Source organism: Veillonella rogosae JCM 15642, from assembly GCF_002959775.1.
Lineage (GTDB): Bacteria > Bacillota > Negativicutes > Veillonellales > Veillonellaceae > Veillonella > Veillonella rogosae.
The window spans coordinates 5,001-23,589 of the sequence record NZ_PPCX01000007.1 but is presented as its reverse complement, the minus strand read 5'-3'; the positions used below and the strand labels follow the sequence as shown (position 1 = coordinate 23,589).

At 40.7% G+C, this 18,589-nt stretch carries 15 protein-coding genes and 2 rRNA genes (1 of these 17 running past the window's edge); 2 read left to right on the top strand and 15 right to left on the bottom strand.

Annotated elements, in window-relative coordinates; all coding sequences use genetic code 11:
- Positions 1-54: 54 nt before the first annotated feature.
- From VRHSUH09_RS03510 to VRHSUH09_RS03485, 6 genes are read right to left on the bottom strand one after another with little or no spacing between them, the layout of a single operon-like run.
- Positions 55-1,656 (bottom strand): peptide ABC transporter substrate-binding protein, encoded by a 1,602-nt coding sequence (locus VRHSUH09_RS03510; protein WP_105081396.1) that lies wholly within the window; start codon positions 1,654-1,656, stop codon positions 55-57.
- Positions 1,653-2,471, bottom strand: coding sequence for a serine hydrolase (locus VRHSUH09_RS03505; protein ID WP_105081395.1), 819 nt, complete (start codon positions 2,469-2,471; stop codon positions 1,653-1,655). The genes VRHSUH09_RS03510 and VRHSUH09_RS03505 overlap by 4 nt, the downstream gene beginning before the upstream one ends.
- 12 nt (positions 2,472-2,483) lie before the next feature.
- Entirely contained in the window at positions 2,484-3,431 is a 948-nt protein-coding gene (locus tag VRHSUH09_RS03500) for an ABC transporter ATP-binding protein (RefSeq protein WP_105081394.1), read from the bottom strand.
- Positions 3,431-4,411, bottom strand: coding sequence for an ABC transporter ATP-binding protein (locus tag VRHSUH09_RS03495; protein WP_009352667.1), 981 nt, complete (start codon positions 4,409-4,411; stop codon positions 3,431-3,433). The genes VRHSUH09_RS03500 and VRHSUH09_RS03495 overlap by 1 nt, the downstream gene beginning before the upstream one ends.
- Positions 4,411-5,310, bottom strand: coding sequence for an ABC transporter permease (locus VRHSUH09_RS03490; RefSeq protein WP_105081393.1), 900 nt, complete (start codon positions 5,308-5,310; stop codon positions 4,411-4,413). The genes VRHSUH09_RS03495 and VRHSUH09_RS03490 overlap by 1 nt, the downstream gene beginning before the upstream one ends.
- Positions 5,303-6,235 (bottom strand): ABC transporter permease, encoded by a 933-nt coding sequence (locus tag VRHSUH09_RS03485; RefSeq protein WP_105081392.1) that lies wholly within the window; start codon positions 6,233-6,235, stop codon positions 5,303-5,305. The genes VRHSUH09_RS03490 and VRHSUH09_RS03485 overlap by 8 nt, the downstream gene beginning before the upstream one ends.
- Positions 6,236-6,369: 134 nt before the next feature.
- Here VRHSUH09_RS03485 and VRHSUH09_RS03480 point away from each other — a divergent pair, with 134 nt between their 5' ends.
- Positions 6,370-7,203 carry a pyridoxamine kinase gene (locus tag VRHSUH09_RS03480; RefSeq protein ID WP_009352736.1) on the top strand — a complete coding sequence of 278 codons (834 nt, stop codon included), beginning with the start codon at positions 6,370-6,372 and terminating at the stop codon, positions 7,201-7,203.
- Positions 7,204-7,224: 21 nt separating this feature from the next.
- Positions 7,225-7,809, top strand: coding sequence for a DUF805 domain-containing protein (locus VRHSUH09_RS03475; protein WP_105081391.1), 585 nt, complete (start codon positions 7,225-7,227; stop codon positions 7,807-7,809).
- A 111-nt stretch (positions 7,810-7,920) separates the two neighbouring features.
- Here VRHSUH09_RS03475 and VRHSUH09_RS03470 read toward each other — a convergent pair whose 3' ends face one another.
- From VRHSUH09_RS03470 to VRHSUH09_RS03430, 9 genes are all read right to left on the bottom strand, one after another.
- A complete protein-coding gene (locus VRHSUH09_RS03470; protein WP_105081390.1) occupies positions 7,921-9,090 on the bottom strand; it encodes a hypothetical protein in 1,170 nt (389 codons plus the stop codon).
- Positions 9,091-9,300: 210 nt separating this feature from the next.
- A complete protein-coding gene (gene cydD, locus VRHSUH09_RS03465) occupies positions 9,301-12,915 on the bottom strand; it encodes a thiol reductant ABC exporter subunit CydD (RefSeq protein WP_105081389.1) in 3,615 nt (1,204 codons plus the stop codon).
- Positions 12,916-13,139: 224 nt separating this feature from the next.
- Complete coding sequence (gene cydB, locus VRHSUH09_RS03460) at positions 13,140-14,159, bottom strand: cytochrome d ubiquinol oxidase subunit II (protein ID WP_105081388.1); 1,020 nt, start codon at positions 14,157-14,159, stop codon at positions 13,140-13,142.
- The gene (locus VRHSUH09_RS03455) at positions 14,150-15,538 is read right to left on the bottom strand and encodes a cytochrome ubiquinol oxidase subunit I (protein WP_105081387.1); all 1,389 of its coding nucleotides are present in this window, start codon (positions 15,536-15,538) and stop codon (positions 14,150-14,152) included. The genes cydB and VRHSUH09_RS03455 overlap by 10 nt, the downstream gene beginning before the upstream one ends.
- 63 nt (positions 15,539-15,601) lie before the next feature.
- The gene (locus VRHSUH09_RS03450) at positions 15,602-16,054 is read right to left on the bottom strand and encodes an RrF2 family transcriptional regulator (RefSeq protein WP_105081386.1); all 453 of its coding nucleotides are present in this window, start codon (positions 16,052-16,054) and stop codon (positions 15,602-15,604) included.
- A 215-nt stretch (positions 16,055-16,269) separates the two neighbouring features.
- Entirely contained in the window at positions 16,270-16,764 is a 495-nt protein-coding gene (locus VRHSUH09_RS03445) for a MogA/MoaB family molybdenum cofactor biosynthesis protein (RefSeq protein WP_009352619.1), read from the bottom strand.
- 8 nt (positions 16,765-16,772) lie between these two features.
- Entirely contained in the window at positions 16,773-17,633 is an 861-nt protein-coding gene (locus tag VRHSUH09_RS03440) for a polysaccharide deacetylase family protein (RefSeq protein ID WP_054747740.1), read from the bottom strand.
- A gap of 497 nt (positions 17,634-18,130) precedes the next feature.
- A 5S ribosomal RNA gene (gene rrf / locus VRHSUH09_RS03435) occupies positions 18,131-18,247 on the bottom strand.
- 76 nt (positions 18,248-18,323) lie between these two features.
- Positions 18,324-18,589, bottom strand: a 23S ribosomal RNA gene (locus VRHSUH09_RS03430) (it continues 2,669 nt past the right edge of the window).

Below are 18,589 nucleotides of genomic sequence, written 5' to 3'. Positions count from 1 at the left end.
ATCCTCATAAAATACAACAAAAGACGTACACATAGTGTACGTCTTAAGTGTATCTTATTTGTATGCTTTTTTAAAGTCAACAAGGCCTAATGTAGTCCAGAAATAATTTTGAATCGTTCCGTTCGTTACATAAGGTTGTGTTGTGAAGTACAACGGCATTACAAGAGATTCATCAAAAATCATCTTTTCTGCTTCATGCATCAATGCATCTCGAGCCGCACCATTTGGCGTTATACGAATGCGTGCAATCAATTCATTGTACTCATCACTGTGGTACTGACCATCATTGTCTTCTGCAGAGAATACTTCTAAGAAGTTTTGCGGATCACTATAGTCAGCAACCCAAGAAGCACGAGCTACTTGGTACTTGCCAGCTTCACGGTCTGCTAAGAATACCTTTGTCTCTTGATTTTGTAAGCGTACATCAGCATCAAAAGCATTTACCCATGCATCTTGAATCGCTTCGGCAATAGATTTATGCAACTCACTTGTATTATACAAAATCGTAATTTGAGGTAATGGATGGTTCTTATCGTAACCTGCTTTTTTCAAAATTTCTTTAGCTTGTTCTACGTCTTCGTAAACCAAATAACTACCAGCTTCACGGAAGTCTTCACGGCCATTACTTTCCAGCATGCCATACGGTACGAAGGCATAAGCCGCTTCTTTACCACCGCGAACGATGTTGTTAACAATGTTCGCGCGGTTGATAACCATGGAGAATGCTTTACGTACATCTGGATTTGTGAAAGGATCAGCCTTTACATTAAATACGTAGTAATAGTTACCAAGCATAGGACCGATATGTAATAGACCAGCCTCTTCTAAGCGTTTTTGATCCGCTACTGGAGGCTCAACAGTCATATCAGCTTCGCCACCTTCAACTAAGGTGAGACGCGTACTTTGAGACTCACTAATAGGCCAGTTCATCTTCTCTGTTTTCACAGATTCTGCATCCCAATAGTTAGGATTCTTAATAAAATCCATTTCCCCATTATGCTTCCAAGACAACAAGCGGTATGGACCATTAGATACAATAGTTTCAGCATTAGCAGCCCAATTTTCATGAGCATCTACAGCTTTTTTGCTCACTGGATAGAAACTATGAGCTGCTAGTAATTTTAAGAAATACGCTGTTGGATTTTCTAAGGTAACTACCAATGTATCGTCATCGATGGCCTTAACACCAACATCTTCTGCTTTAGCGTCGCCACTATTAAAGGCTTCGCCATTTTTTAATACATATAACATATATGCATTATCCGCATGGACTTCAGGGTCTAATACGCGTTTCCAAGCGTATTCAAAATCATGAGCCGTCAAAGGCTCTCCATTGGACCATTTTAAATCAGGTCGTAAATGGAAGGTATACTCACGACCATCATCGGAGATTTCCCATTTTTTTGCAAGTGCTGCTTCTGGTTCACTTTCATCATTAAGACGAACTAGACCATCAAATAGTTGAAGTTGAACCGTAGCCTCCGGAGAGGTAGTAGACTTTGCGGGATCCAATGTGGATGGTTCCTGCTCAATAACATAACGGATTGTATGCTCATCGATTGGTTGGGCCCCACGAGGGTAACCAAATACAAACAAGAGCACACTCACCCCAAGAGCAAGGACCATGAGTTTTAACAAATTTCGTTTATCCATCATGGCAATGCTTCCTCTACAAATACTTTCATGATGCGCCCAACTTGAGCGCCTAACTCTTTACCGCGGTCATTATCAATATCGCTCATCAACAAAATAAAGCAAAAATGACCTCTTAACGTTTCTAACACGCCCCCATCATGCTCTACGCGATCAAGGGAACCCGTTTTATGGTGAAAGCGTATGCCTTCGCCCCAGTAAAATGGCAAGATATCACGGAATTGTTGGCGGCCTAAAATATTCCACATTTCACAGCCGTACGCATCTCTATCACGATATTCAAAAATGTGTTTATAAAGACGAGCTAAGGCCATAGCAGTCATATGGTTATCTCGACCCTCAGCTAACGCATCAAAGTCCATCATCATACGATTTAATTCGATCTCATCAACACCGAGTTTCTCAGCACGAGCATTAATATTTTCCATACCAAGTACAGTGATGAGCAAATTCGTTGCTATATTATCGCTGAGCACCATCATGAGACGGCATAACTCAAGATACGTAAAGCTATGTTTACCTACAAGCTCTTGCAGTGCCCCACCACCTTCAACGCGTGGAGTTTTAGATAAAGACACCGTATCATTAAGGTCCAACTGCTCAGCGCGAGCTAAATGAAAGACATATTCCATGATGAGCACCTTAATCAAACTTGCACTAGAATGAACTGTATGTTCATTTTTAGATGCGATAAGTGTCGGTTCTTCTTCATCATCAAATTGCAATACTACATAGGATATATTCCCTGTAGGTGCCAATTCTTTAATAACCGTATCAAGTTGATTTTCTAAGGACTTACCAACAATTAGTTTTTCCATACTATTCTCCCATTATATGTGCCAGCATGCAATGCGGCGATCAGCCCAATCGCGAAGCGGTGGACGCTCTGTAAAGCAACGACCTTCCGCTTCTGGACATCGACCACTAAACAAACAGCCTTTTGGCGGATCTAGTGGATTTGGTGGGTCTCCTTTTAGAGGAGCCCCAATTGGTGCATGTGGCATAACTGGGCCATTTAAGGCCGTCAAGGCACGGGTGTATGGATGTTGTGGAAACTCATACAAGTCCAATGCAGGACCTTCTTCCATAACAGCACCCAAGTACATAACAACCATGCGATGACTAATGTAGCGCACCATGTTTAAATCATGAGAAATAAAGAGGTACGAAATGCCATGCTCTGCTTGCAAACGTTCAAGCAATGTCATAATCTGCACTTGAATCGATACATCTAGTGCAGAAATTGGTTCATCACAGATGATACATTGTGGCTGCATAATTAGAGCCCGTGCAATACCGATACGTTGGCGTTGCCCGCCAGATAATTCATGAGCGTAACGCTCACCAAAGGACATATTTAATCCAACTTGGTCGAGTACCTCTTTTACGCGAATAACGCGATCACGAGGTGTATACTTTGGATCTAGCTCTAAAGGCTCTTCTAAAATAGCATTCACCGTAAGTCGCGGATTAAGGGATGCATAAGGGTTTTGGAATACCATTTGCATCACAGGATGAACAGCTTGTCTCTCCACATAAGGATCAATGTGACGACCATTCATATAGATGGAACCAGATGTAGCTTGATGTAAACCCATCAAAGTGTAGCCAAATGTGGATTTACCACATCCAGACTCACCTACGATACCAAGGGTTTCCCCAGGTGATTGATATAGGCTCACGCCTTGTACAGCATGTACCGTGTGTTTTGGCTTAAACAAGCCGCCTGACAGGGTGAACTCTTTAACGAGATTGTCAGTCTCCCATACGTAACTCATTAAAGTCCCTCCAACTTAGCTAACCAACATGTAAATTGATGATTCTCACCAACATTTGTAACCGTAGGAATCCGATTACCACAAATGCGCATAGCCCATTTACAACGTGGGTTAAACGCACACCCTCTCGGCAAATCAAATAGATCTGGTGGTTGACCTTCAACGGCTTTCAACTCGCCATGCCATTTACCTTGCGGCAATGCGAGTAATAAGCCCAAGGTATAGGGATGACGAGGTTCATTAAAGATACCTTCTACCGTAGCAGACTCAACGCATTTACCTGCATACATAACCATAACGCGGTCACAAATTTGAGCGATAACGCGTAAGTTGTGAGAAATAAAGATAATACCAATACCAGCCTCTACGGCTAATGTTTGCATAAGGCGTAAAATTTGTGCCTCTGTAGTGATATCAAGTGCTGTTGTAGGCTCATCGCAAATCAAAATCTTTGGACGACCTGCTACAGCCATGGCGATACATACCCGTTGGCGCATACCACCACTCAACTCGTGCGGATATTGAGATAGACGTCTTTCCGGCGTAGAAAGGCCCATCTTCTTCAATAAATCGATGGCTATGGCTCTTTCATCGTAATCTTCACCATAGGCATTAGTACGATGAATAACCTCATACATTTGCTCACCAATCGTCATAATTGGGTTTAAAGAGGTCATAGGATCTTGGAATACCATGGCAACTGTAGTACCACGAAGTTCATTCCAGTCATCTTCAGTAAATTCTAAACAATCATGACCATCAATCATGAATTTATCCGCTTTAATTTTAGTCTTACCATATGGCAACAACCCCATTAAGGAATTCACCATAACAGATTTACCACAACCAGATTCACCTACAATCCCTAAAATCTCACCAGGCTGTAACGAAATATCTTGGTTGCGAATCACTCGTAATGGACCTTGAAAGGTTTCGATGGTAATGGACACATTGCGCACATCAACAATTGCGTTATTCATTATCTATCTCCTTCCTTAGGGTCTAATACATTGCGTAAGCCATCGCCAAGGAATGCGAAACCAAGCATGGTAACGCTAATGGCAACAGCAGGGAAAATCAATTGGAATGGATAAGAGCGCATGCTACTAATCCCTTCAGAAGCTAATACACCCCAGCTCGCCATCGGTGCATTTACACCTAAACCGATAAAACTAAGGAATGCTTCTGTAAAAATAGCCTCTGGAATGGCCAATGTTAAGGTAATGATGATCGGACCAACACAGTTCGGCAAAATATGACGCAACAAAATGCGATGCTTTGGAATACCCATAGCTTCTGCAGCGATGATGTATTCTTCGTTTTTAACTTTCAAAATTTGGCTACGTACGATACGGGCCATATTAAGCCAGTACGCGATGCCCAATGCTACAAAAATAGATGTAAGACCAGGGCCTAGTACAACCATTAACAAAATCACGTATAACAAGAGAGGGATACCGTACAAAACATCTACGATACCCATCATGATACGGTCAACCTTACCACCTAAGTAACCTGCAATACCGCCGTAAGCAACGCCAATTACAAGATTGATAAAGGCAGCTACAAAACCAATGGTCAAGGAAATGCGAGCACCGTACATAACGCGAGTGTAAATATCGCGGCCTAATGTATCCGTACCAAACCAATGACTAAAACTTGGACTTTGGTTGGCATCGATTAAGGATTGATCCGCATAAGTATAAGGTGAAATTAGGGGGCCTAAAATAGCCAATACAATCATCACGAGAATGATGCTTGCCCCTACTACAGCCAAACGATTCACCTTGAACCGCTCCCATTTACTAGGGCGCTTAATAAAACTAATCAGTTCTTCTTGAGGGGCCCGTTCAATAGGTAAAAAATCTTCCTTATTCATCTGTCCCCTCCTCTGTCGTAACGCGTGGATCGATTAATGGATAAATCATGTCCACTAAAATATTAAGAAATACTACTAACGCACTATAGAAAATCGTAATGCCCAAAATAACAGTGTAATCACGGTTATAAATAGATGTTACGAAATACTGTCCAAGACCAGGAATAGCAAAAATCGTTTCTACAATAAAGCTACCTGTTAAGAGGCTCGCCGCCAATGGGCCTAAATATGTAATAACTGGTAAAATCGCATTCCCTAGTGCATGACGCATCAAAATAGTCCAAGACCCTAAGCCTTTCGCACGAGCAGTACGAATATATTCTTGTTGATACACATCTAATAATCCACTGCGCGTTAAACGAGCAATGAATGCCATCGGTTGTGCAGCCAGTGTTAAAACTGGTAATACCATATACGATGGACCGCGCCATAAAGCTACTGGAAACCACCCAAGCTCAAAGCCCACTACATATACAAGGACAGCACCGATAATAAATGTAGGCACTGAGATTCCCAATGTCGATAACACGGTCACAGCATAGTCTACAATACTATTCGGTCGCATGGCACTAATCGCCCCCGCTGTAATACCACCCACTACAGCTACCATTAAAGATAACAAGCCTAGCTGAGCAGAAATTGGGAATGCATCGCTGATAATGTCGTTCACACTACGACCTTCATACTTAAATGATGGCCCCAAATCGCCGGTAATAACACCACCTAAATAATCTCCATACTGTTTCCACACGGGATCATCAAGATGATACTTTGCTTCGATACTTGCTTTCACCTGAGGTGGCAATTTCTTTTCTGTTGTAAAAGGTCCCCCCGGAATTGCGTGCATTAACGCAAATGTTACGGTAATGATGACCCATAAGATTATGATTGCGCCACCTAGGCGTCGAAATACATACCTTGTCATTTCACTATCCTCCATTAAAAGTCTATCCGTTTTATTATACTACATTATGAAGTTAATTTCATGAATAGCATCATTACATTTACAGAAAGCCGTACATAACGTACAATAAAATATATAATTATTTGGAGGTGTCTATGACAGCAGTACCTAGAGTATTAACAATTCAAGATATGAGCTCAATCGGCCGCTGTGCCCTAACCGTTATGATTCCCATCATCAGTGCTATGCGCTGCCAGGCAGTACCTTTGGCTACAGCCGTTTTGAGCAATCACTTGGAGTACCCCCATTATGAGTTTGTAGATTTATCGGCTCACATGAGGGATTTCATGGACTGTTGGGATAAAAACGAAATCGACTTTCACGCTATTGTAAGTGGTTTCTTGGCATCGCCAGAACAAATCCACCTTGTGGAGGAAGCAATCGACCGTTTTGGCAATAATGGACAAATGGTCATCGTCGATCCAGCTATGGCGGACGATGGTCGCCTCTACTCAATCTACACGCCTGATATGGTAGTCGCTATGCGCCAACTTGTTTCCAAGGCTCATATTGTAAAGCCCAATTATACAGAGGCTTGCTTCTTATTAGATATTCCATTTTCTACAGATCCTATTAATGATGATGAATTGCGTGACCGTTGTAAACAATTACATCACATGGGGCCTGACATGGTTATCATGACAAGCGTTCCATCTGAAACACATGCGGTCATCGCCGTCTATGATGGGCCTACAGACTTTTTAAAAACCTACTCTATACCTCTTGTCCCTGTAAAAGCAACAGGAACCGGAGATATTTTCACCGCTGTATTATCAGGTGCAGTAATGAGGGGATATTCACCTTATGATGCAGCAGAACTGGCAATGAATTTTACTACTAAAGCAATTCAAGCTACAGTAGATACTGTAAAATCAATGAAACATGGTGTAGCATTTGAGCTAGTCTTGCCAGAATTAACTCAACTATAAGCTATACATAAAGGGGAACTTATGGATTTACTCTATGTTGTATTACGAACATTGCTCATATGTGCCATCGGTTTACTCATTGCATTCCAAGGGCGTCGCATGGGCTTATCGATTTTTAACCTGACGGGACGGTTAAATCGACTACAATTCATCATATGCTTTATCGCTCTGATGATTCTATTCCACATCGTTCACTATATCGATGATCTATTCTTGGATTTTGTTGTCTCTTTACCTGCATACTGGTTTACAAGAGTTATTATTTGGATTTTACTAGCAGCCCTCTTCCCATTATCTTGCATTTTATTTGGTCGTCGTATTCACGACATCGGCTTTAATGCATGGGCAGGGATTCTCTGGTCGGTCATTATGATCTTCATCAATACCTACTCTGCTGTATCTCCATTCAATTACTTGCTTGAGCTCTTCATATGGCTCATCGGTTTCCTATTCTGGGTATTGCCTGGTCAGCCAGAACCGAACCAATATGGTAACCCACCATTTATGCCTGTAAATCGACCAACTTATGAGTCGATGCAACAACCTAAAACAGAAACAGAGCGAGAAATTAGAAAAGCAGTCCGTAAACGTCGTAAAAAACGGTAAAACGATAAGAAAATTTAATCATGAAATAGAAAAAACGTATCTCTAAAGAGATACGTTTTTTCTTTCTTATGTTGTTAAAACCATTTAGTTCATAATCACCATTAACTCAATTTAGTTCATGATCAACATTAACTCAATTAATGTACAACCAATATAGGCGATGATAAACTTAACCTTTTGTTTACGGGCTCTATCATCATCGGCAATCTTAAGTCGATTAGCGAGGAATCGCTTGTCGCGAATTTGTAACAACAAATGTTTAATTCGCTCTTGGCTTTCATTAGCAGTACACTCATCACAGTCAGAGGTCAGCGTAGCCTGCTGCATGAAGATGCGACGATGGAGCTTGCGCATTTGAATCTTAATATTATTATGTACAAACGCACTTTGCCACTGTTTACGAGAGTCAAAATACATGTACAAATACCGCGGAATATTCATAACCAAGAAGGAAATGATGAAAATCCCTAAAGAAATTAAGAAGTACGTGGAGAATGAGAACTCCAACGTTTCAGTTGGCAAGTAATGATGCAAGATAACAAAGGTAATCCATACACCAATCGGCAATAAAAGAACCGCCGCAATATCGATAGAACGTAGCCAACTAGTACGAGTTGGTACATCTGGTACCGTAAAGGTATCTACTGGATCATGGAATGCATAGTAATCAAGCTGCAATACAGATTGACTAGTACGAGGATTCCCCAAAAGAACGGGACCATTACTACCAATATGGCGTTCTGGTAACGGTATAAATTTCTTTACTTGTGTATTTGGTAATAGGTCAAATTGAATAATGCCTTTTTTCTCAAAGCGTACAGTAGAACCCTTTTCACCTAATGCGATAGGATTAAAGAATACGCCAAATAGGCTGAGGCACCAGTTACCTACTAAATGTAAAAGGGAGTTTAAAATAAACCCACCTGTATCTATATTATTTGTATCAAGGCGAATCGCAAAGGATGATGAGTAATCATCAAACCATAGATCCTCTAAGGTGAATTCCACATTAATCACATTCCCCCATTTAGTAATAATGGATAGGAATATTTGGTTATTTGGTTCAAATTCAAATGTTACAGCATAAAAGAACCAGTGATTGCGAAGAGCGGCACGCAACATACGATTGATAGTGTCTTCTTCTATATATAGCAACCGATGGTCAAACAAATCTTCTTCTAAAGGAGTATTTTCTATAATAGGCTCCTTATTTACCGCCGTATCACGATCAGATAATGCTTCATCCACCAAAGCTCTTAATTTGGTGAAAATTTTAGTCATAACCCCTCCAAGGGTGAGAAATTAGCTTTCGACATAAAAATTATACCATATACTGCATGATTTATCGATAAAAGACTCCTATATCTACTATTAAATATCGGTATACATAAAGCCCCTTTCGCATAGCGCAAGGGGCTTTATTACTGTACTTTAATATACTACCTATTATAAGTTAATAATTATAATAGATACTTTTACTGATATTAATTTTTATTGAATACTTGCCATAGATAGATAGCAATATTCGTAGAAATGACCACGCAACGCTATGAGCTCTTCATAGGTGCCATCTTCTACAATTTCACCTTTATCCATAAATAATATGCGGTCCATTTGCTCTAAACCTTCTAATTGATGCGTAATATATAAGCATATTTTACCTTCTACGTAGTGCATCAAATCGCGATGTAAAGCTTTTCGAGTTACTTGATCTAAGCCTTCTAGTGGTTCATCTAATAAAACAATTTGAGGGTTTCGCAAAAATAATCTCGCTAATGCCACACGTTGACGTTCACCGCCACTTAGTCCATGTCCACCACTGCCAACGATTGTATGTATACCATCGGACAGCTTATCTACAACATTTTGCAAGGATGCACGGTGTATGGCTTGCTCTAACTCATCAGCTGTTGCTTCCGGTCTGGCAAGGCGAATATTATCACCAAAGGACGCATGGAAAATATAGGTATCCTGAGTAATCGTACCTAATGTATTACGCCAGGTATCCATAGAAATATCCTTTAATTCTACATCCCCCACATGGATAGAGCCATTGTAATCATATAAACGCTCTAGCATATTAAATAATGTAGTCTTACCGGAACCACTGGCTCCCACGATGGCAATCGACTGACCTTGTTTAATATCCAATCTAAGGTTCTCGTAGATAGTATGCGCATGATCATAGCCAAAGGATACATTTGTAAAAGTAATATCTCGATTTGGATTAAAAGGCTTAGGCTCTAATGGCTCTACAACCGGTAACGGCTCATTTGCAAGTGCTATAAGACGGCTTGTGGCTACTTTACTTTCAGCACCGTGATGGACCGCTGCAATCATCGGTTGTAACGCTTCAAACCAAGCTTGCGTACCAATAGCGGCTACCGCCACCATTACGCTAGCCCACGCCCCAGTTAATGCATTAGCAGCCATAATCGCTACCACAACAACAGTTAACTGAACGCCGCCTAGGAATAATGTGTTGCCTAAGTTCATACCCCGATCAATAGTTCCTTTATGACCATCAACATGTCTCATCATCTGTTGAATTCGTTTATATACAAGATTTTCATTGCCATAGCTAATAACGTCTTCGAGACTATCCATAGTATCACTTAACAGTGCTTTATAGTCTCCTTGTTGAGGCCCAATGGCGCGTAGAGATTGTTTATTATGGGCGTAAACAACTAACGGTACTACTACCCCTAAAACAAGAGCTGCCATTAAAATTGGCATAACCAAGCTATCATCAATCGTAGATACTCCATAAGCAACTAATGCAGTCATAGCAATGGCTGCTACAGGTGGAATCAGAGTTCGCAAGTAGAAAAATTGTAATACCTCTATATCCCCCATAATGCGACCGAGCATATCACCAGCACCAAAGCGTTTTAAAATAGCCGGTGCTAATGGCTCCAAATGTGCATAGAACCACAGGCGCAGACCATAAAGACCTTGGAATGCCATACGATGCGATGTGTAACGTTCAAAATAACGACATACTGCACGACTAACACCAAAGAAACGAACCCCTACGATGGCAAGACTTAAATAGGTAAGACCTGGTTGTAACGCAGCCGACGCTAATAACCAAGATGAAACAGTTAACAAACCTACATTCATGAAGACCGTGAGGAATGTAAATATCAAGGCTAATACTAAGGACCACTTAGCAGGACTTAGAACTGCGAATAATAGCTTCCACCCTTGTAAGCCCATTTTCTGTATCTTCACATCATGTTTATCAAGTGTAGATGATTTAGTCACCGCATCAGTAATAACTTCCTGTTTCTTAGCATCAGCAATACACGCCTGTTTCAGAGTTTCCTCCATAGCAGCTATATGTTGCGCAGTTGAATGTTTACCTGCTTTTAATTCTTCTTCTATGGCAGAAGAGAATTGTCCCAAGCCAGATGCTACGAGGTCTTTAAAATAACCATCCACAGCAACTAGCTCTTCATAAGAGCCTTGTTGAATAATGATGCCTTGTTTTAAAACATATAGTTTAGAAGCCCAGTGCATCGTTTGTAAGCGATGCCCGATAATGATGACAAGCTTATCCTTCATCAATCGTTGAATAGCTGTACTAATGATAGATTCCGTTTTTACATCTAAGTGGGCCGTTACTTCATCGAGAATCAGCACCTGCCCCTTCCGTAAGAATGCACGTGCTAAGGCAACCCGTTGACGCTCACCACCACTTAAACCTAAACCACCTTCTACGATGACCGCATCAAGACCGTCAGCATGACGACTGATGACATCTAAGAGTTGAACCTCTTTACAAGCATCAAGAATTTCTTTATCACTTACATCCATGCCAAAGGATAGAACCTCACGCAAGGTGCCTTTCATAATGTGTGGATGTTGAGATACATAGGTAATTTGTTGACGCCACCAGTCGATATTTAAATCACATATATCATGACCATCTACTGTCACTGTACCAAGCGGCGCTTGCAAGAACCCGCCTACAATATGTGCAATAGTGGACTTGCCCGCCCCACTTTCACCAACGAGCATAATAGGTGCATTGCGTTTAGCCTCAAGCGTTATTTGGCGAACTCCATTATCACTATTCTTATAGGTAAAAGTTAAATCCTTAATCTCAATATGTTCTACAGAACCATCTAATCTTGTGGTTCCACCAACAGGTAAGGATGGTTCACGATTCATAAAGTCTTCGTATTTTAAAATTGAAGTTTTACCTGCCATTCCCGTGTGGAAAGCAGCACCCAATTGTCTAAACGGTGTATAAAACTCTGGTGCCAATAGCAAAATAAAGAATGCTGGGAAGAAGGCAATCTCACCATCTAGCAAGGTTAAGCCTAAATATACTGCAATTAAGGCCGTACTAATGGTGCTTACTAGTTCTAGCACCAATGCTGATAAGAATGCTACGCGCAAAACTTTTAAAGTAGAATCTTTAAACTCCTCAGACAAGCGACCAATAACTTTAATTTGATCTTTTGCACGACCAAATAATTTAAGCGTAGTAATCCCTTGCAATACATCTAAGAAATGCCCTGACAAAAAGCTCATGCGCTCCCATTGCTCTTTATTCAATCGATCAGCTTGCTTACCGATCAGAATCATAAAGAATGGAATCAATGGCACCGTAACAACCAAGATAATACCAATAATCGGTAATGCATCTACGATAGCAATCCCCATGATGAGCGGAATCATAATAGCGTATAAGATTTGAGGAATATAGCGAGCTACATAAGCATCAACCTGTTCCAAACCATCCGTAAGCAAATGAATTACATCACCGTGACGCTCTTTATGCTGTACACCAAGCTTAAACATATGCTCTAAGGCATGCTCTCTAAAAGATGCTTTCACAGCAGTGCCCAAACGATTTGCCACAGCCTCTTGTATATAATGAGCTAACAATCGCACAATAATGGCAATAGCCAAATACGAGATTGTATTCATCTCATCAGCTAAGGTATTCTCTAAAAATATAAAATTATTAATTAAGGTTCCAAAGAACCAAGCTTGCCCAACAATGGACAGACTTTCTACTAAGCAAGTTAATCCCAGTAGTAAAAGCTGCCCTTTATGTTCTAGCAGCGCTTTAAAAGCGGTACGCTGTATCATATTATCCTCTACGGTAAAACTACTAAAAATATAAACTCAAATTGATTAAATTTCCTCTATCTAAGTCGTACTCAGATTAAGCTAAACTATAATCTAATTGAGTCCAAATGAATCTAAATTTATCAATATTATTCATCTTACCACAAAAAAGAGGCGTGCCGCTACGGCACGCCTCACATTGAGACCTAAATTTTACAACTCACCAAAGTTATAAAGCTATTCTATTAATAGTGTAAGTCTTTTTCTGTTACACGATGACGGAATGTCCAGTATACCCAGCTTTGGTACACCAAGATAATTGGCACAAATACGAAAGCTACACAAGTCATCAATGTCAATGTGTAAGTAGAGTTACTTGCATTTGTAATAGTTAAGCTCCACTCAGGATTCAAAGAAGAAACCATGATGCGAGGGAACAAACCAGCAAAGTAAGCAGCCGTTACAGAGATAACGGATAAGGAGCTGAATACAAAGCCCCATTTTGTATTACGAGTACGTGTTGCGCCCCAAGAAATAAGGAAGAACACGATTGCCAACGCAAAGCAAACAATTGCTAATACAGAGTTGAACAAATCTGTAAATACATAAGTTGCACCTACCAATGCTAATGCACCGATAGCTGTAGGAACACCTACTACCAAGGAAGCTGCACGAGCGCGTTCAGAAATAGCACCAGCAGTTTTGATAGAAGTGAACAAACCACCGTGGTATGTGAATACCAAGATGAAAGCGATGCCACAAAGCACTGTGTATGGGCTTAACAAATCAAAGAATGTACCTACATACGTCATGCTTGCATCGATTGGCGTACCTTGGATCAAGTTACCAACCGTAACACCCCACAATAATGCAGGAATCAAGGAACCAAAGAAGATGCAGTAGTCGAAAGTTTTACGCCATAACAAGTTAGGGCTTTTAGACCGGAACTCGAATGCTACACCACGCATGATAAGCGCTGCAAGCATCAAGAATAACGCCAAGTAGAAACCACTGAACAATGTAGCATATACATGAGGGAAGGATGCGAATAATGCACCACCTGCAGTAATCATCCATACCTCATTACCGTCCCATACAGGACCTAAGGCATTGATCATTTGACGACGTTCAACGTCAGTTTTACCGATGAATGGTAACAAAATACCAGTACCATAGTCAAAACCTTCTAATAAGAAGAAGCCAGCGAATAGTACAGTAATTAAGATAAACCATACCACTTCAAGGTTATTAAAAATTAATTCCATAATCTCGCCTCCTCTTTTTCAACTACATCGTGAGATGGGTTGCCATCTGGACCTTTTTTGATGTGTTCTACAGCAAGGTAGATAGCCGCAATAGCTGCTACGATATACACAAGTGTAAAGCCGATGATTGTAGTCATAATTTCTGGAGCTGTAACGGATTTAGAAGCACCGTCTGCAGTCAATTGTAAGCCATATACAAGCCATGGTTGACGGCCCGCTTCAGCTACAAACCAACCAGTGGAGTGAGCGATGAATGGCAATGGCAACATCCAGAACATAATTTTCAAGAATGTGCGATTTTCAACAAGTTTGTCTTTTGCATTAAGGATAAGACCTACGAATGCAACAAGTAACATAAGGGAACCAGCTGCAACCATGACACGGAATGTCCAGAAGATTGCTGGAACGTCTGGAATATAGTTACCAGGACCGTATTGAGCTTCAGCTTTAGCTTGAAGATCTTTGATACCTTCTACTTTACCAGAAGTGAAGGAGTTTTGAGTCAAGAAGGACAAGCCACCAGGAATTTCAAGAGCGCTTGTGTTCTTTTGAGCTTTAGTATCGATGTTAGCAACTAAAGAGAATGGAGCTGGATCTTGTGTTTCCCACAAAGCTTCCATAGCAGCCATTTTCATAGGTTGTACTTTTGTAATGTATTGACCTTGGTGATGACCTGCCATTGCGCCTAAAGTACCGAATACAAGGGCAATAACCATGCCCCATTTAGCAGAACGACGGTAGAATTCTGTCGCATTATTACGCAATAAGTGCCATGCACTGATTGCCATAATGATTACGCCTGCTGTTAATAGACCATTCAACACGATATGGAAGAATTGGCCAGGTACATAGCCATTTTGAACAATTGTCAGGAAGTTTTCCATCTCTGCACGGCCATTGCGCAATACAAAGCCTACAGGATGTTGCATGAAGGAGTTCGCTACGAGAATCCAGAACGCAGATAGGTTTGTACCTAATGCTACCAACGTAGCTACAAGGGCGTGAACGCTTTTATTTAAGCGGTCCCAACCGAAGATCCAAACACCCATGAATGTAGATTCCAAGAAAAATGCCATTAATGCTTCAAGGGCCAATGGAGCGCCGAAAATGTCACCCATAAAACGAGAATATTCTGCCCAGTTCATACCGAAATGGAATTCCTGAACGATACCAGTTACCACACCCATGGCAAAGTTGATTAGGAACAATTTGCCCCAGAATTTTGCCATTTTTTTGTACACTTCTTTACCTGTAGACACATATGTCCACTCTAAGATAGCGACAATCACTGTCATGCCTAGTGTGAACGGCACAAACAACCAGTGATAGATAGATGTTAGCGCAAATTGTAATCGAGCTAAATCTACAGCTTCAAACATGTGTTTTCCTCCTTAGAATAAAAAACTTACATCACTTGATGAGCTTTTACTAAAAACCTTGAATCATTGTGCTTGTAAAAAAGGTAAGGACCCCGCTACAATAGTTTGTTCACGTTGCGCGAGGATTTTAAAGTTAACCTCTTTCAACTGACCAATTAATTGATGCTGAATCGTCCCCATTGCTTCATTTATAGCACAATGCCCCTTACAAGATTTAGAGCAAGAACCTACATCATATAAACACCGTTGTAAATACGCATCCCCTTCTACCGCTCTAATTACATCGAGCAATGAAATCTCTTGAGGGTCTCGATTGAGGGCAAACCCACCATCTACACCGCGGAAGGATTTCATAATCCCTGCTGCAATGAGACTACGCATAATCTTGAGCAAAAATCGTTCTGGAATCAATTCTTGCTCAGCCAATACAGCACCTGTTATCTTCGTACCCGAAGGTAACATCGCCATATGTAAGACCATGCGAAATGCATAATCCGTGGCCTGATTTAACTTCATAAGGTCTCCTTTCTCGTGCACTCGGACAAACGTATTACTAAATCTAGTATAATCGAAATAAAACAATACTGCAATGGTATTGTTTATATATTGAGAATTAAACAAACCAGTTTTTATGCCTCTAGTTTATGTCTTACATGGCAAATTTAGAGTCTATAATGATAATATTTCATACCTAACAAAAAAGACTGCTCATTATGAGCAGTCTTAACATATTATTTTGTAATTTCCCGAACGAGGTGCGCCATTTCAGGAATGATGAGTTTACTCATAGCCAATGTCACAGCACCTACAGAACCAGGGACAGAGAACATCAATGTATTATTGTTCACTCCAGCCTCCGCACGAGAAGCCATCGCTTTTGTGCCGATATCTTCTGTGTAGGAAAGATATCTAAAGATTTCACCAAAGCCAGGAATATGCTTTTCATACAAGCTATTTACAGCCTCAATTGTCACATCGCGCATGGCAATACCGGTGCCACCAGTAGAGATGATTACATCGATAGATTCATCATTGCACCACGGAATCATAGCGTTTCTAATAGAATCATAATCATCAATAACAATTTTGCGTTCTGCCACAATATGATTCGCTTGCTCTAAAAACTCTTGAACCTTGTTGCCCCCTTTATCAGTTTCCAATGTGCGAGTATCAGAAACAGTTAACACCGCAACACGTAATGGTCTTGCTACAACTTCGTAAGACATAATTCCTCCTAGAATAAAGGCATAATAGATGCTAAGGTTGTCCATCCATTATCGCGTAATGTATCACGCAATGCCCAAGAATACTTAATAAATGGTGCGCAATGTAGGCGCAACCAGAAAGATAAATACGGTGTATCACCTTGGAATATAGCTAATCGATCTAAGGCATAGAGATTATCCCCTGGCTTAACTGTACCTGGTTGAACGGTGAAAGCCATCTTATAACCAGATTGCTTCGTAACATACTGAACGAGCATATCATTAAAACCACCTGGATAGGCTAAATAAATGATAGGCTCCCCTAGAATACCTTCCATAGAGGTTTTACCACCTAAGATTGCATCTGGCAACTCCGTTGGGTCCATATGGGTTAGTATCTTGTGATGATTTGTATGACCTTGAATATCAAAGCCTGCTGCCTCCATTTCTCGCATTTGCTCCGTACTAACGAAACCAGGCGTATTCGCTGCATCGCTAATCATAAACAATGTAGCCTTCATATTGTATTCCTTTAATATAGGCAAAGCATGTTTATAATTATCTACATAACCATCATCGAAGGTAATAACAATTGGCTTATCTGGTAATTCTGTACCATTTTGCAAATAATCGTATAGCTGATTTAATGTAATCGTGTTGTATCCATGATTATGGAGATATTCCATCTGCTCCTTAAATTGATCTACATGCAGTGTTAAAGCAGAGTGCTTTTCATCATTTATCTGGTGATAATTGAGTACCGGCACACCATATAATTTATAATGAGCAGACAGTCCCCACATAATCCCAATGGAAACAGCTAATATTGCAATACATGCAACAACGAAATATAAAAACTTTTTAATACAGCACTTGCCATATTTATACATATAAAATAATCACTCCCATCTACTTTCATACATAATGAGAATACCACAAGTATATCAGTATTATCAACAAAATCCCTCACAAGATTATCATAGAAGTCTATGAAATATCTTATTTGCATAAATTTAGAGTTAATCACATGATTTAAGGTTCGGTAATATTAGCACGATGTGCCCTGTTACCGTATAAATTTAGTTTGCTTCCTACCACTAGCCGCGGCTTCCTATCACACTCGCCCATGGCAATATATAATACATTATGCCAATGTACAGACTTAACTATAGGGCTTCGTCGAACCTGATGCAATGGACGTATGCGTCGCTGTGCTCCTTTACGCCCTATTGCCCTAGGTTTCCCACGCCGTCCTATAAATTACTATCCATAGATAGTACTTGTACAACCTTGGCTGGAGACGGCTCTAGCAGGTATGAAAGCTGTGCTCGTTAGAGCACAAAAATAGAGGGCCAACCCTTTAGGGTTGACCCTCTATTTTATGCTTAATCAGCGGCTTCCTATCCTCCCAGGCCGTCTCCAGCCAAGTACTTTCGGCGTTTATGAGCTTAACTACTGTGTTCGAGATGGGAACAGGTGGATCCTCATAGCCATCGCCACTGAATCTGTCAGAATTTGTACTCTGAAAACCACATAGAAGTTATATATATTTGTTGCACATTTCAGCTTAATGTTTTGTTTAAGTAAAGCCCTCGATCTATTAGTACCAGTCAGCTCCAAACCTCACGGCTCTTCCACACCTGGCCTATCAACCATGTCGTCTACATGGGATCTTACTAGCTTATGCTATGAGAAACCTCATCTCAAGGCTGGTTTCACGCTTAGATGCTTTCAGCGTTTATCCGTCCCGAACGTAGCTACCCAACTGTACCCTTGGCAGGATAATTGGTACACCAGCGGTTCGTCCACTCCGGTCCTCTCGTACTAGGAGCAGCCCCCTTCAAGT